We start from the raw sequence: 14,125 nt of genomic DNA, 5'->3' as shown, positions 1-14,125 counted from the left end.
CCGATGCATGCTGCGGTTCCTGCGCCTCTAGCCGCGCATCGCCGAGACGACGTCGAGCACGCGGTCGATGTCGGCCGGGCTGACGTACAGGTGCGCGGAGAGACGCACCCCCGGATCGCCTTGCGAGCGCACGCGAATCTTCTTCGCCCACAGCGCATCCTGCAACTCGCGCCCGGTATGGCCGTTGACCCCGAATGTCGTGATGCCGGCCGCAAATCGCGCGTCGGCCGGCGACACCAGGTGCACGTGCGGCATCGTCGCGAATCCGTCGCGGAGCCGCTTGGTCAGCATCGCATCCCAGCGCGCCACACGATCGATCCCGAGCTTGTTGATGAGCTGGAGCGCGGCGCGCAGGCCCCACACCACGGCGGGGCTTCCCGTGCCGTAGTGCATGAAGCGAAACGCGCCGGTGGTGTCGTCGTCGAACCCGCCGCTCGCCAGCGTGTTCCAGATCCGGGGCTGCACGTCGCGCCGGATGTAGAGCAGGCCCGTCCCCTTGGGTCCGAGCAGCCACTTGTGCGGGCTTGCGGCGTAGGCGTCGCAGCCGAGCTCCTTCACATCCACGCGAATCTGTCCTACCGCCTGCGCGCCGTCCACTACCGACAGCACGCCCCGCTCGCGCGCGAGTGCGCACAGCGCCTTGGCCGGCATCACGATCCCGCGCCCGGACGTGATGTGGCTGAACATCATCACCTTGGTACGCGGGGTGATCGCGTTCGCGAACATCGCGACGACGCCGTCGGGGCCCTTGTCGAGCGCGCCGGCCAGCGGCAGCTCCTTCACCACCACGCCGTGCCGCTTGGCCCTCAGTCGAAAGCCGCCGATGCCCCCGGTATGTTCCTGGTCCGTCGAGACCACTTCGTCGGCGGCCGCCAGGTCGACCCCGTTCGCCATAAAACTCATACCCATTGTCGCGTTCAGCGTGAACGCGATCTCGTCGGCCGGCGCGTTGATGAAGGCTCCCGCCTCCGCCCGGAATTCCGTCAACAACTGGTAGCCGGTCAGCGGTTCGCCGTCGGCCTGGAAGTACGGCCAGTCTGGCAGCTCCGTTTCGAGCCGCTCGAGGCCCTTGACGACGACGTCCATCACGTCGCGGGGGATGGCCCCGAGCGTGCCGGTGTTGCAGTACGTGACGCTCGTCGGAAAGAGGAATCGCGCCCGGGCTGCGGCAAACACCGCGGCGTCGTCGTCCCCGGCCTGAAGGACGAAGGGCTCGTCCGAGATCGTCCCCGAGGCGGCGCCGAGTGACGGGACGAAGCCCGCCGCGAAACCCGTGGCGGCGAGGCGGGTGAGGAAGTCGCGTCGTGCGAGAGAGTTTGGCATAGGAGTCCTCATGAGACTGCCGGGGTGGCGAAGATGGGCCGATTCTCTCACGCGACGCCGTCGGGCGCCAAGAAGTGGTCGCGGTCGCGGCCCAATGACCCTCCGAGACTACAGGCGGCTCTTCCAGTATCCCGGGCGGCGCTTCGCGTGGGCCAGCGCGACGATGACGGTATCGTGCGACCGAAGTCGGTAGATGACTTGATAGGGGAAGCGGGACACCAGAAGACGGCGCGTCTTCTGGTCCGAGGACATGGACTCTCCACTCTCTGGCGCGGCATCCAGTCGCTGGATGGTCTTGGCGACTTCTTCGAGCAGTTCAACACCGAGGCCGCGGTGCCGTGATTCGTACCAGCTGACAGCCTCGGCCAACTCTCGTGCAGCGGGCGAACTGGTCCGGATCGGCAGGCTCACGGGCCGAGGATGTCCCGCTCGATGCGACGCTTAACCTCGTCCCAGGGCTCGAGCACTGCCGTGCCGGCTTCGATGGACGCGACACGACGTTCGATCTCCTCGGCCCACTCGACGTCTGCGCGGGCGTCGGGAGGGCCGTCGAGGCTCGCGATGAGTTGCGCGGCGAGTTCGGCTCGCGCGTGTTCGTCGAGGCGCAGCGCGTCGGCTAGCACTGCGGCGGTTGCCTGCGTCATGATGAGCCAATTCTACGCCCGGGCAGGCCGCCCTACAAGCGCATGCGCCGGTGGTCGGAGGTCGCGTCGATACGTCATGGGTTCCGGTCAAGATTGAGTCAAGCGCGGGCTTCTGCCCCCTGAGGCTGTGCTATAAGGCTAACGTCCCGATGCGCGCCTCACGCCGACTCGACCGCACGTCGCCCATGTCGTGGCGCACATTCGTGCTGTTCGCCTTGGCCGTCATCCTGCCCGGCTTCGTCCTGTCGGCCCTCGGTATCATTACCCTGCGGCAGGACCGCAGCCTGGCCGACCAGCAGGTCCGCGAACGGCGAGACGTGCTCGCGGACCGCGCCGTGGCGTCGCTTGAAACCGAACTGCGGGGATGGACGTCGGCGCTGGCCGCGTTCCCGCTCCAGTCGAGTCCAGACCCCCTCATGTTCAGGCCGTTGATCCGCGCGGCTCTCGAGAGGTCCGACCTCTCGGTGTGTGTCATGAGCGGACCGAGTGGCACTCGCGTCTGGCCTGATCGCCGATTGTTGTACGAGGTCGCGGCTTCCGACGCGAGGCCACTCGCCCCGCTCCCGGTCGTGCCCGCGCTTGCGGCTGCCGAGCGCATCGAACTGGAACAGCGCGACCTGGTGCGTGCGGCCGCCGCGTATCGCGCGCTCGCGGCCACCGCCGATCCCGCAGCGCGCGCCGACGTGCTTGTCAGACTCGCGCGCACGTACCGAAACTCGGGGCGCGAAGACCTCGCAGCCTCCGCGTACCGAGACCTCGAACGCCTGGCGGGCACAAGCGTGAACGGGGTGCCGGCCGGCCTGCTGGCGACCTGCGCGCTGTGCGTGGTTGCGCCTGCCCAGCAACGCGACGCGTGCGCCTTGCCGATCTATCGCGATCTCGTCGATGGGCGCTGGCGACTCGACCGCACCTGGTACTGGGCCTACTCGGGACAAGTGCGCGGCCTTTTCAGCGGCAGCGCCGCCAGAAGCGCGGAGGTCGAGAAACTCGCCGCCCGCGAAGAGGAGAAACGCTCACTCTCGCGCGCAGTGGAAGCCATCGTCTCGGAACCCCGTGCGGGCGGAGCGCCCGCGTCCACGCGCATGCTTCAGGTTGACGACCGGGTGTTCCTGGTCTTCACAAGTGTGTCCTCCGGCCATTTGCGCGCGATCGTGCTCTCATCATCCACCCTCTCCCAGCATGTGTGGCCGGCGGTGTTCGCCCAACTCCTCGCCGAGGTGACAATCACGCTCGCTGACTCCAATGGGACACGGTTGTTCGCGTCCATCGAGGACGGGGCTCCACCCCCGCCGGATGCGCGGCTTGCCACCGCGCGCCTCGTCCACCACGCCGGTCTCACTTGGAAGATCGACGTCCGACTGCGGCACCCGGACGTTCTGCTCTCGGGGTTTCAACGGCGGCAGTGGCTGTATGTGGCGATGCTGCTCGTGATGGCGGCTTCGCTCGTGGTGGGCACCACGCTCACGCTCCGCACGGTCTCGCGCGAGCTCGCGGTCGCGCGGCTCAAGTCGCAGTTCGTTTCGGCCGTGTCGCACGAATTCCGTACTCCGCTCACCGGCATCCGTCATTACGGGGAGATGCTGCTGCACGACCGGGTCGCGACGGAGGATCGGAAGCACCACTACTACGCCCAGGTCGTCGCCGCGGCTGAGCGCCTGAGCCGGCTCGTGGAGGACGTGCTGGACTTCGCGAGGATGGAAGAGGGGCGGCAGCAATACCAATTCGAGAACATCGAGACGACGGCGTGGCTGCGGCAGACGGTCGCGGAGTTCCAAGCGACGCTCGGGCAGGACAAGCGGCTGGAATCGGCGATCCCGGACGCACTCGCGTTCATCCGTGGAGATCGGTCGGCCCTCGCCAGGGCGATCCACAATCTGCTCGACAACGCCGTCAAGTACTCGCCAGACTGCGACACGGTCTGGATCGACGCAAGTCAGAACGGGGCCGGGCTGTGTGTTTCTGTGAGAGACAAGGGCGTTGGCATTCCGGTCAGCGACCGGCCGTACGTCTTCGATCGCTTCTTCCGCGGCCGCGCGCTTGACGGTCCCGCACGGGGCACCGGCCTCGGCCTGAGCCTCGTCCAGCACATCGTCTCCGCGCACGGCGGGACAATCGACGTGGCGAACGCGGGTCAGCCGATTCGGCTGACCGCGACGGAGTTCAAGATTCTCAGGACGCTCTACCAGAGCCGCGGCAAGGTGGTCACGATCGACCAACTCCTGCAGCGCGTGTGGGGTGCCGACGTGTTCCTGACCGACCGCGTCATCTACACGCACGTCAACAACCTGCGGTCGAAGATCGAGCCCGATCCCGCCACGCCGAGAATCGTCGTCGGCGTGCGGGGCCTCGGCTACCGGTTCGACGGATGAGCCGATTCGCCCCCGGGACTGAGACCAATCTTGACCTGGATCTTGACTCGCCTCTGACGCGCGCACCGTGTGTGCGAGATAGGCTTCCGAGTCAGGAGGCACGACGATGAAGATGTGGCAACGGCGGATGGCGGTGGCGGCATTGATGACCGTCACGTGTGGTGGCTGGCTGGCCGTCGCCAGTGGCCAGCAGAAGGCCGCGACGACGCAACAGGCAACGGCGGACGCGCTGCTCGGAGCGGCGCACTACCAGGAGCAGATCGAAGGGAGGCTCGACGCCGCCATTGCCAGCTACCGCAAAGTGTTGGCGGCGGCCGATGCCACGCGCGAGCAAAAGGCCCGCGCCCAGTTCCGCATCGGCGTCTGCTACGAGCGCCTGGGCGCCGGCGAAGCGCTCAAGGCCTACGAGGCCGTCGTCGCGAACTTCCCCGACCAAGCGGGTCTCGCAACCCAGGCAAAGGCACGGCTGGTGGCGCTGGGCACGGAACCCACACTCGCCCCCAGGACGGCAGCCGCCCGCCTGATCTGGTCCAAGGCCAACGGCACGCTGCCCACACCGATCAACGACGGCGGCGGCGTGGCCTCCCCCGATGGAAAGTACCTGGTCTATACGAGTTTCACATCGGGAGACGGGTACAACCTGCAGATCTACGACATGGCAAGTGGCACCAGTCGTCGGCTGACACCGAGCACGGGCTGTACGGCAGCCGCGTGCGACATGAGCATGTATTCGACGGTCTGGTCTCACGACGGAGTGCGCATCGCGTACGCCTGGTCATCGGGAGACAAGTACGTGCTTCGCATCATCAACGCGGATGGAACCGCCCAGCGGCTGTTGCGAGACGGCATCATGTCCGTCTACGACTGGTCACCAGACGGCCAGGAACTGCTAGCGATGACTTCTACGCGCCCGGGCGTCCTCGTCGCCGTCAGAGCGTCTGACGGCTCGATGCGAACCCTGGCGGGGCCAGACAGCCCAGACAACGGAAGGCTCCATGTCAGCGGAGTGCGGTACTCACCCGACGGCCGGTATATCGCCCTTGATCGCGCCAAGCCAACCGATGTCCTCGACTCCGATCTCTATCTCATGCGCGCCGATGGCAGTGGGCAGACGGCCGTTCTTGACGATTCTTCCTCGACGAAGCTGGTGGGCTGGACGCCGGACGGGTCCGCGCTGGTCTTCGTGAGCGACCGGGGGCAGTCGCTTGGGCTCTGGAGTTTGCCAGTCACCGACGGGAAATCCACTGGCGCCCCGCGACTGGTGAAGGCAAACCTCGGTGGATGGCCCTCGTCTCTCACGCGAGATGGCAGCGTCTTCTACAGCGTCCGCGGTTCAACGACCGACGTCTATACCGTGACACTCGACCCGTCAATGGCCATGCTCACCGCGCCGCCGTCAAATGTCGCCTCGGTTGACGTCGGTGGGACTACTGCTCCGGCGTGGTCGCGGGACGGGAAGGTCCTCGGCTATTTGTCTTCGGGGACGGGCATGCAGAGCGTTGCCGAATTGCAGGTCCTCCAAACGCTCTACATCGAGACGGGGAAGCGCCGTCGAGTGACGTTGTCGGAACCGGCTTCGTTGTTCGGCGTGGCGTACGCCATCACGGGCAGGGCAGACGCATTGGCATTTCTGACCTTGGTTCACGGAAAGGACGGCGCGTCGGCGCTCGGGTCGATTGACATGCGTACCGGAGACATAACTCGGAAGATCCCTCGCCTCCAGGCAGCTGCCTATTCGAACGACAGGGCGCGCGCCTATTCCTTGACGAGCGACCGGGCTACCAAAACTGCCACGCTCAACGTGACCGACCTCGAGACGCAGGTCATGCGTGAGATCTACCGCGGCACCGAACTGTACAGCTACCCGAGGATCAGCGTATCGCCCGATGACAACGCTGTCGCCTACGAAGAGCGAACGGGCCCGAACCGGGAAGCGTCAGTTCTCAAGGTCTTGCAGGTTGAGTCCGGAGAGTGGAGAGAAGTCTATCGGGCGGCGGAACATGTCACCATCAGGGCCGTGGCCTGGTCCGCTGACGGCACACGCATCTTCTTCAGCACCTACGCCGGGACCGGTGAGCGAGATGGACAGTTATGGTCCATCCCGGCGGGCGGGGGACCGGTCGTTCGCTACGACACGAATATTGGCCTGATCAACAACATCGCGGTTCATCCAGACGGCCGGCGGCTCGCGCTGCACGCGCGTCGCTATGAGCCAGACCAAATGTGGGTGCTGGAGCGATTCCTCCCACCTGCGAACGGAAAGGCCGCCACGGCAAAGAAGTAGCCTGGGGGCACCGCATGCCGTGCCCCTACGCCCTTCGGATGACAGACGGGAGGGTCCTGGAAAGGGCCCAGGGCTGGGAACGCCGCGTTCCAACTGCGGCGGTGTATGCTGTTCCGTAGGATGGAGATGCTGCGCCGCCCGACTCCGTCGACCCCATGAGCGACGAATCCACGCCGAACCCCGAAGCCGTCGCGGTCATCGACATCGGCGCCAGTGCCGTGCGCCTGGTCGTTGCCGAAGTCCGGCCCGGCCAACGCCCGTTCCTCATCGAAGAGGCGTCGCGCGGCGTGCTGCTTGGCAAGGACACGTTCTCGAGCGGCAAAATCGGCGCGCCGTCGATGGAAGCCGCGCTCAAGGCGCTCGAGGGCTTCCGCCGGCTGATGGATACCTATGGCGTCGCCCGCTACCGGGCGGTGGCGACCAGTGCCGTCCGCGAGGCGTCCAACTCCGACACCTTTCTCGACCGCGTGCAGCTGCGGACGGGCCTGCTCATCGAGATCATTGACGGATCGGAAGAGAGCCGCCTCACCTACCTGGCCGTCCGCGATCGCTTGAAGGGACATCCGGCCCTCGATGCGCCCCACACGCTGCTGGTCGAAGTGGGCGGGGGATCGGCCGACCTGACGTTGCTCGAGAGCGCCAAGCCGAAGTACTCAGGCGTCTACGCGCTCGGGTCCGTGCGCATGCGGCAAGGCCTCGCCGCCGCGCAGCGCCCGCACGATCGCAGTGTTCGTGTCATGAGCCGCCACATCGCCAACATCGTCACCGACATCTGCAACGAGATGCCGCTGCGGAAGGCGGAGCACGTCATTGCGCTCGGTCAGGATGTGCGGTTCGTCGCGCAGGAACTGGTTGACGCGCCCGAAGGACACGTGCGCGAAGTTCCGCGCGAGGCGTTTCTGGAGTTCTGTTCCCGCATCGAGAAGCTCGACGAAGACGAGCTGGTGGATCGCTATGGGCTGTCGCCGGTGGATGCCGAGACACTGGTGCCGGCGCTGCTCGTGTACCGCGCGCTGCTGGTCGAGACGGCCGCTGCCGCGGTGATTGTACCTGACGTGTCGCTTCGCGTGGGGCTGCTGACGGACCTGGTCGGGGCGGGCGTCGAGGGCGATTTGACGGATTTCGGCGCGCAGGCGCTGGCGAGCGCGGAGTCGCTCGGCGAAAAGTACCGGTACGATGCCAGACACGCCCGCGCCGTGGCCTCTCTGGCGACACGGCTGTTCGACCAGCTTCAGGAAGAACACGGGTTGTCGCGCCGCGATCGGCTGCTGCTGGAGGTGACCGCGCTGCTGCACGATATCGGCCTGTTCGTGGGACTGCGCGCCCACCACAAGCATGCGCAGTACCTGATCTCGGCCTCCGAAATCTTCGGCCTCACGTCGGACGACAAGGACGTGATTGCCAACGTGGCCCGGTATCACCGCCGGGCCCTGCCGCAACGATCACACCTGCCGTACATCGCACTCGACCGGCAGGACCGCGTGCGGGTCAACAAGCTGGCGGCCATCCTCCGCGTGGCCAATGCGCTCGATGCCGAACACGCGCAGAAGATCCGGAACCTCACCCTCCGGCGCGAGGAGAACGGCTGGGTGCTCGACGTCGATGGCACCGGCGATCTGTCGCTCGAGCGGATGGCGAGCGAGGCGCGGGCCGATCTGTTTCTCGACGTGTTTGGCATGCGCCTGCTGGTGCGGGGCGCCGGGGTGCAATCGTGAGCGCAAAGCGCGCAGGAAGAACCTCGAAGGCGAAGACGAAGGTCGAGCGCCAGCCGGGACAGTTCTTCAACCGCGAACTGTCGTGGCTCGCCTTCAACGAGCGCGTGCTTGAAGAGGCTGCCGACACGACAACCCCGCTGCTCGAGCGCGTGAAGTTCGCCGCCATCACGGCGTCGAACCTCGACGAGTTCGTGATGGTGCGTGTGGCCGGGCTCCGCAACGCCGTGCGCGATGGAGACGCCGACCCGGACGCCGCCGGGCTGTCGCCATCCCGCCAACTGGCCGAGGTGTCCGCCCAGGCCCATCGGCTTGTGGAGCGCCTCTACACGCTGGTCGTGTCCGAGTTGCTGCCTGCCCTGGCGCGGGAGGGCATTCACGTCGCGACGCTATCCGAACTCGCCGAATCGCAGCGCGCCGCGGTGACGGCGTACTTCAGGGAAGAGGTGCTGCCCGTTCTTACGCCACTGGCGATTGATGCGGCGCGGCCCTTCCCGATGCTGTCGTCGCTCAGCCTGAACCTGGCGCTGTGTCTGGCGCCGGGCGAAGACGAGTCGGCCCAGCGGCTCGCCATCGTGCAGGTGCCGTCGCGGCTGCCGCGCCTGGTCAGAGTACTCGGCGGCGGCGGCAAAACGGGGAGCGATCTCGCTCGCGGGGGTGAGGCGCGAACCGCAGGCGTCGCCGATCCGGTCACATTCGTGTGGCTCGAGGCGATCATCCTCGCGCATCTCGAGACGCTGTTCCCCGGTCAGCAGGTGATCGAGTCGGCGGCCATCCGACTGTCGCGAGACGCGGAACTCGAGCTCGATGACGAGGGCGGCGGGTCGTACGTCGAGGCGCTCGAGGAGGAGTTGCGCCAGCGGCGCCGCAACGACGTGGTGCGCCTCGAGGTCGAGGCGGGCGTCAGCCGTGAGCTGCTCGCCGAGGTGGCGGATCAGGTTGACGTCCGCACGCCGGACATCTACCGCGTGGCCGGCCCGGTCGATCTGCGCGCGCTGATGACGCTGGTTGAGCTCCCGGGGTTTGACCGCCTGCGCGACATCCCGCAGAAGAGCGTGCCGCTGGTCGACGCGCGCGACGAGAGCCACATCTTCGAGACGCTCGACAGCCGCGACCTGCTTCTCCATCACCCGTACGACTCGTTCGATCCGGTCGTGGCGCTGGTCGATCAGGCGGCCGAGGATCCCGACGTGCTCGCCATCAAGATGACGCTCTATCGGCCGGGCACGGACTCGCCGATCATCCGCGCGCTCGAGCGGGCAGCCGACCAGGGCAAGCAGGTGACCGTGGTGGTCGAACTGATGGCGCGCTTCGACGAGGAGCGCAACATCAAGTGGGCCCGCGCACTCGAGGAATCCGGCGCACACGTCATTTACGGCATCCGCGGCCTCAAGGTGCACGCCAAGATTTGCCTCGTGGTCCGGCGCACCGCGCAGGGCATCCGGCGGTACGTGCACCTGGGCACGGGCAACTACAACCACCGGACCGCCAGGCTCTACGTCGACATGGGGCTGATGACGTCACGCCCGAGCGTCGGCGTCGACGCGTCCGCGTTCTTCAACGCACTGACGGGATTCTCGGATCCTCCGCGGATGGAGCATCTGGTGATGGCGCCCACGCAACTGCGGGAGCGGGTGCTCAAGCTCGTCGAGCGCGAAACGCGCCGCGCGCAGAACGGCCAACCGGCGCTAATCCGCGCCAAGATGAACGCGCTCGTCGACGAGCGCGTGATCCAGGCGCTCTATCGTGCGTCGGGGGCGGGCGTCACCATCCAGTTGAACATCCGCGGCACCTGCATGCTGCGACCCGGCGTCGCGCGCCTGAGCGAACGCATTTCAGTCGTCTCGATCGTGGGGCGTTTCCTCGAGCACACGCGCGTCTTCCACTTCCACAACGGCGGCGATGACGAGGTGTATCTGTCGAGCGCCGACTGGATGCCCCGCAACCTCGACCGGCGCATCGAACTGGCGTTTCCCGTCGACAGCCCCGATTGTCGCAGGAAGGTGCTCGACGCGCTGGACCAGTTGTTCAAGGACAACGTGAAGAGCCGTCGGCTGGGCCCGGACGGCGTATGGAAGGTGCCGGCGCGGCACGCCGCGGAGGCGCCATTCTTGGCGCAACAGGCCTTCTACGACCAGGCGCGCCGCGCGTTCGACCGGCGCGAATCCGCATCACCGGACGTGTTCGACCCGATCACCTCCAAGCCCGCACCGCGCTGAAGTCGGCCCCTGGCGCGAGCCTTCGACGATCCCGCCCCCGGCGCCCCTGACGCCCTCCGCTACTCCGGCCGATCGGCCAGACAATGCAGTCCATCTGCGATCCCCAGACGTTGCACCTGTCGAAGAAAGAACGGGGAGAGGCGGTTGACCAGCGACGTGTACGCCCTCGTGCGTCGTGATTTCGGCTCGTGACTGTGCGTCGGCAGCATCGTCTCGTAGCGGCCGTCGCCCGCGTATTGCCTGTCGAAGCGCACGTTCACATAGCCGGCGCACCTAAGCAACTCGTCGAGCGTCTTCTCGTTGAAGTAGGACAGGTGCTCGGCAGGACTAAGGACTGCCCACGCCCGGCCAAGAGCGAGATGACTGAACGACGAAATGTTGGGTGTGCTGATCGCCACGGATCCCCCCGGCCGCAACAGGCTGAGAATCCGGCGAAGGCTGCCGGCCGGATCGGAGAGGTGCTCGATGACCTCAAACACGGCGACGACGTCGTAGGCCGCAGCCGGCAGGTCGGCATCCTCGAACGCCACTTGCCGGACGTCAAGACCAAGTGTGGTCTGCGCGAACTCCGCGCCCGCCGTCATCACTTCCAGGCCCGCCACCGTCCACCCGTCGCGTTCCGCGGCCTTCAGAAACAGGCCCGCGCCGCTTCCGATTTCGAGCAGGGTGCCAAGTCGGCGGCAGAGCCGGATGTGATCGAGAGTCCGCCTGTGCCGGCCGTCGAGTGTCGCCAGATCCACCTTCCCGTCAACGACACCGAGCGAAGGCAGGTACTCGCCGAAGAAGTAGGTCGAACTGTAGCGCGCCCACGTTTCTTCGCGCGTCAGGCGCTGCGGCCCCGCATACACCATCCCGCAGGCCCGGCACCTCGAGATGTCGAGACCAAATTTCTGATACAGACGGCGCGGCCGATTCGCGCCGCACAGCGTGCAGACGGTTGTTTCCATGTGGGGGCCTCCCGGCCGCCGTCGCTCCCTGCCCGTTCGCGGGCATTCACGCGCTCATTGTAGCCGGTCGGGCCGATCGGTTCGACCCCGCGTTCCGTTGTACACTGCGGCATGGTGATCGACGTCCAGCACCTGACCAAGACGTACGGCGCGTTCAAGGCCGTTGACGACTTCTCATTCGGCGTCGCCGCCGGCGAGGTCGTCGGCCTGATCGGCCCCAACGGCGCGGGCAAGACCTCTACACTGCGCTGCCTGGTCGGCATCCAGGCGCCCACCACAGGCACTATCACGATCGGCGGTCACGACATCGTGTCGGATGCGGTCGCCGCCAAGTTCAACCTCGCGTTCATGGCGGACGAACCGCAGTTGTTCGACTACCTCACGGTGATGGAACACCTGCGCCTCACCGCGCGGCTCTACAAGGTGTCCGACGTCGAGGCGCGTGCCAGAAAGCTGCTCGACGAACTGGAACTGACCGGGAAAGAGCAGTCGCTGCCGGTGGAACTCTCGCGCGGCATGAAGCAGAAGGTGGCGATTGCCTGCGGCCTGCTGCACGACCCCGCGGTGCTGCTGTTCGACGAGCCGCTCACCGGCCTCGATCCGCTCGGCATCCGGCGCATGAAGGAGACGATCGTCTCGCGCGGGCGCGCCGGCGCGGCGGTGATGGTGTCGTCGCATCTGCTGCACATGGTCGAGGAGATCTGCACACGCGTCATCATCATCGACCACGGCCGGAAGATCGCCGACGGAACGCTCGACCAGCTGAAGGCGCAGCCCGAGCTGGCCGCGGCCGGATCGTCGCTCGAGCAGATCTTCCTCACGGCCACTGCGCGCGAGCCGTAGATGATCGGCACCTTCGCCTACCTGACGTTCTGTTCGTTCAAGAACCGCACGCTCCGCCGCTTCCGGCGGCTGCGCGAGCCCCGCTACCTGGTGGGCCTCATTGTCGGCGTGCTGTACTTCTATTTCACGATCTTCCGCCCGCGCCCGGGCGCGCGGCGCGGCACTCGGGGCATGCCCGGGCTGGAGTTGCTGGCCGGCCCGATTCAGGTGATTGGGAGCGTGGTGCTGTTTGCCATTGCCGCGCTGGCGTGGGCGTGGCCCGGCGTGGGCAAACCCATCGCGTTCTCGCGCGCCGAGGTGCAGTTTCTGTTCACCGCGCCGGTCACCCGCCGCCAGTTGCTGCACTACCGGCTGATCCGCTCACAACTGGGCCTGCTGATCAGTTCGGCGATCATCACGCTGTTCATGCGGCCATCCACGCTTGCCAACAGCTGGATGGTCCTTATCGGGCTCTGGTTGATCTTCACAGTCGTGCGCCTCCATCTGATGGGGGTCGCGCTCAGCCGAAGCAGCCTGGCGCAGCATGGCAGAAGCGGCCTCCTGCGCCAGTGGGTGCCGCTGGCCGTCGTCTTCGGCGCCATCGGCGTCCTGATCGAAACCGTCATCGGCGGGTGGCCCGTGCTCGCGGCGTCGCCCGACGTGCAGGCGCTCTTCGGCGAACTGCAGCGACTGGGCACGACAGGCGCGGCCGGCATCGTGCTCTGGCCGTTCCGCACACTGGCGGGGCTTCCGCTCTCGTCTTCGCCCGCGGCATTCGCATCGGCGCTGCCCTGGGCGCTGGCTCTGGTCGCGTTGAACTACGCGTGGGTACTGCGCTCGGATGCGTCGTTCGAGGAAGCCTCCGCCGAACATGCCGAGAAGCGGGCGCTCGAGAAGGGCAAGCCGAAGTCGGTGGCCCGCGGCCCGATCGCCACGCCGTTTCGATTGGGTCGGACAGGACCGCCCGAAACCGCCATCCTCTGGAAGAACCTCATCCTGGTTGGCCGCTACCTGTCGGCGAGGACGCTGGTGCGCGTGGTGCCGATCGTCATCATGCTCGCGATTGCGGCGCAGACCTTCGGACGCCACGGCGGGCTCGCTACAGTCGTGGCCGGGATGTCCATGTGGCTGGCCGGCATGCTCGTCCTGATGGGCCCGCAGATGATGCGCAACGATCTCCGGCAGGATCTCGCGCATCTCGCCCTCATCAAGACGTGGCCCGTTTCTGGCGCCGCCATCGTCCGCGGCGAGGTGCTGGCGCCGGCCATGGTGATGTCGGCCATTGTGTGGCTGCTCATCCTCCCCGCCGGCCTGCTGAGCGGGGGACTTGTCGCGCGCATGGGTGCGGCCGCGCCGGCGCTTCTCGATCGTGTGTCGTACGCCCTGGCGGCGGCGATTCTCGCGCCGCCGGTCATCCTGGCGCAGACCGTCGTGCTGAACGGGATCGCCGTGATGTTTCCGGCCTGGGCGTCGCTCGGGGCATCCCGATCCCGCGGCATCGACGCGATGGGACAGCGCCTGTTGATGGTGGCCGGCATTCTGGTGACGCTTGCGCTGTCGTTGCTGCCTGGCGCCGCCGCGGCAGCCGCGCTGATGTTCGTGGTCTACTGGCTGACAGGCACACTGCTCATCGTGCTTCCGGCGATGCTGGTGGCAGGTGTCGTCCTCGTCGAATGCTGGGTGGCAGCCGAACTTCTCGGCCGCGTCCTCGACCGCACCGATGTGACGGCCATCGAGCCAGTCGAATAGGGCGCCGCAGGGGCACGGCATGCCGTGCCCGTGCCTCGGCGTGGTAGTTTGGGATT

General features: G+C 66.9%; 10 protein-coding genes. 6 read left to right on the top strand and 4 right to left on the bottom strand.

What is annotated here, in order from left to right:
• Positions 1-27: 27 nt before the first annotated feature.
• The 3 genes from NTV05_16520 to NTV05_16510 all read right to left on the bottom strand — a co-directional run bounded on the left by NTV05_16520 (position 28) and on the right by NTV05_16510 (position 1,967).
• The gene (locus tag NTV05_16520; GenBank protein ID MCX6546001.1) at positions 28-1,323 is read right to left on the bottom strand and encodes an aminotransferase class V-fold PLP-dependent enzyme; all 1,296 of its coding nucleotides are present in this window, start codon (positions 1,321-1,323) and stop codon (positions 28-30) included.
• Positions 1,324-1,431: 108 nt separating this feature from the next.
• Positions 1,432-1,734, bottom strand: coding sequence for a type II toxin-antitoxin system RelE/ParE family toxin (locus tag NTV05_16515; protein ID MCX6546000.1), 303 nt, complete (start codon positions 1,732-1,734; stop codon positions 1,432-1,434).
• Entirely contained in the window at positions 1,731-1,967 is a 237-nt protein-coding gene (locus NTV05_16510) for an addiction module protein (protein ID MCX6545999.1), read from the bottom strand. The genes NTV05_16515 and NTV05_16510 overlap by 4 nt, the downstream gene beginning before the upstream one ends.
• Before the next feature lie 149 nt (positions 1,968-2,116).
• Between NTV05_16510 and NTV05_16505 the strand changes: the two genes are divergently transcribed.
• The 4 genes from NTV05_16505 to ppk1 all read left to right on the top strand — a co-directional run bounded on the left by NTV05_16505 (position 2,117) and on the right by ppk1 (position 10,551).
• Complete coding sequence (locus tag NTV05_16505) at positions 2,117-4,336, top strand: winged helix-turn-helix domain-containing protein (protein MCX6545998.1); 2,220 nt, start codon at positions 2,117-2,119, stop codon at positions 4,334-4,336.
• A gap of 106 nt (positions 4,337-4,442) precedes the next feature.
• On the top strand, positions 4,443-6,620 hold the full coding sequence (locus NTV05_16500; protein MCX6545997.1) for a tetratricopeptide repeat protein: 2,178 nt from the start codon (positions 4,443-4,445) through the stop codon (positions 6,618-6,620).
• A gap of 155 nt (positions 6,621-6,775) precedes the next feature.
• Complete coding sequence (locus tag NTV05_16495) at positions 6,776-8,335, top strand: HD domain-containing protein (protein ID MCX6545996.1); 1,560 nt, start codon at positions 6,776-6,778, stop codon at positions 8,333-8,335.
• A complete protein-coding gene (ppk1, locus tag NTV05_16490) occupies positions 8,332-10,551 on the top strand; it encodes a polyphosphate kinase 1 (GenBank protein ID MCX6545995.1) in 2,220 nt (739 codons plus the stop codon). The genes NTV05_16495 and ppk1 overlap by 4 nt, the downstream gene beginning before the upstream one ends.
• 59 nt (positions 10,552-10,610) lie before the next feature.
• Here the strand turns inward: ppk1 and NTV05_16485 are convergent, their stop codons facing one another.
• A complete protein-coding gene (locus NTV05_16485) occupies positions 10,611-11,498 on the bottom strand; it encodes a class I SAM-dependent methyltransferase (protein MCX6545994.1) in 888 nt (295 codons plus the stop codon).
• 111 nt (positions 11,499-11,609) lie between these two features.
• Between NTV05_16485 and NTV05_16480 the strand changes: the two genes are divergently transcribed.
• Together NTV05_16480 and NTV05_16475 are read left to right on the top strand one after the other, a co-directional pair.
• Entirely contained in the window at positions 11,610-12,341 is a 732-nt protein-coding gene (locus tag NTV05_16480; GenBank protein MCX6545993.1) for an ABC transporter ATP-binding protein, read from the top strand.
• Positions 12,342-14,069 (top strand): hypothetical protein, encoded by a 1,728-nt coding sequence (locus NTV05_16475; protein ID MCX6545992.1) that lies wholly within the window; start codon positions 12,342-12,344, stop codon positions 14,067-14,069. It begins immediately after the preceding gene.
• The last annotated feature ends 56 nt before the right edge of the window (positions 14,070-14,125 follow it).

It is taken from the genome of Acidobacteriota bacterium (genome assembly GCA_026393755.1).
GTDB lineage: Bacteria > Acidobacteriota > Vicinamibacteria > Vicinamibacterales > JAKQTR01 > JBAXOX01.
The sequence above is the reverse complement of the archived record's forward strand: the minus strand, read 5'-3'. Positions and strand labels throughout refer to the sequence as shown.

Bases quoted from the DNA above. Each gene is read 5' to 3' on its own strand.
- NTV05_16505 (MCX6545998.1), top strand. From the start codon at position 2,117: ATGCGCGCCTCACGCCGACTCGACCGCACGTCGCCCATGTCGTGGCGC.
- NTV05_16485 (MCX6545994.1), bottom strand. From the start codon at position 11,498: ATGGAAACAACCGTCTGCACGCTGTGCGGCGCGAATCGGCCGCGCCGT.
- NTV05_16495 (MCX6545996.1), top strand. From the start codon at position 6,776: ATGAGCGACGAATCCACGCCGAACCCCGAAGCCGTCGCGGTCATCGAC.
- NTV05_16520 (MCX6546001.1), bottom strand. From the start codon at position 1,323: ATGCCAAACTCTCTCGCACGACGCGACTTCCTCACCCGCCTCGCCGCC.
- NTV05_16500 (MCX6545997.1), top strand. From the start codon at position 4,443: ATGAAGATGTGGCAACGGCGGATGGCGGTGGCGGCATTGATGACCGTC.
- NTV05_16510 (MCX6545999.1), bottom strand. From the start codon at position 1,967: ATGACGCAGGCAACCGCCGCAGTGCTAGCCGACGCGCTGCGCCTCGAC.
- NTV05_16480 (MCX6545993.1), top strand. From the start codon at position 11,610: ATGGTGATCGACGTCCAGCACCTGACCAAGACGTACGGCGCGTTCAAG.
- NTV05_16475 (MCX6545992.1), top strand. From the start codon at position 12,342: ATGATCGGCACCTTCGCCTACCTGACGTTCTGTTCGTTCAAGAACCGC.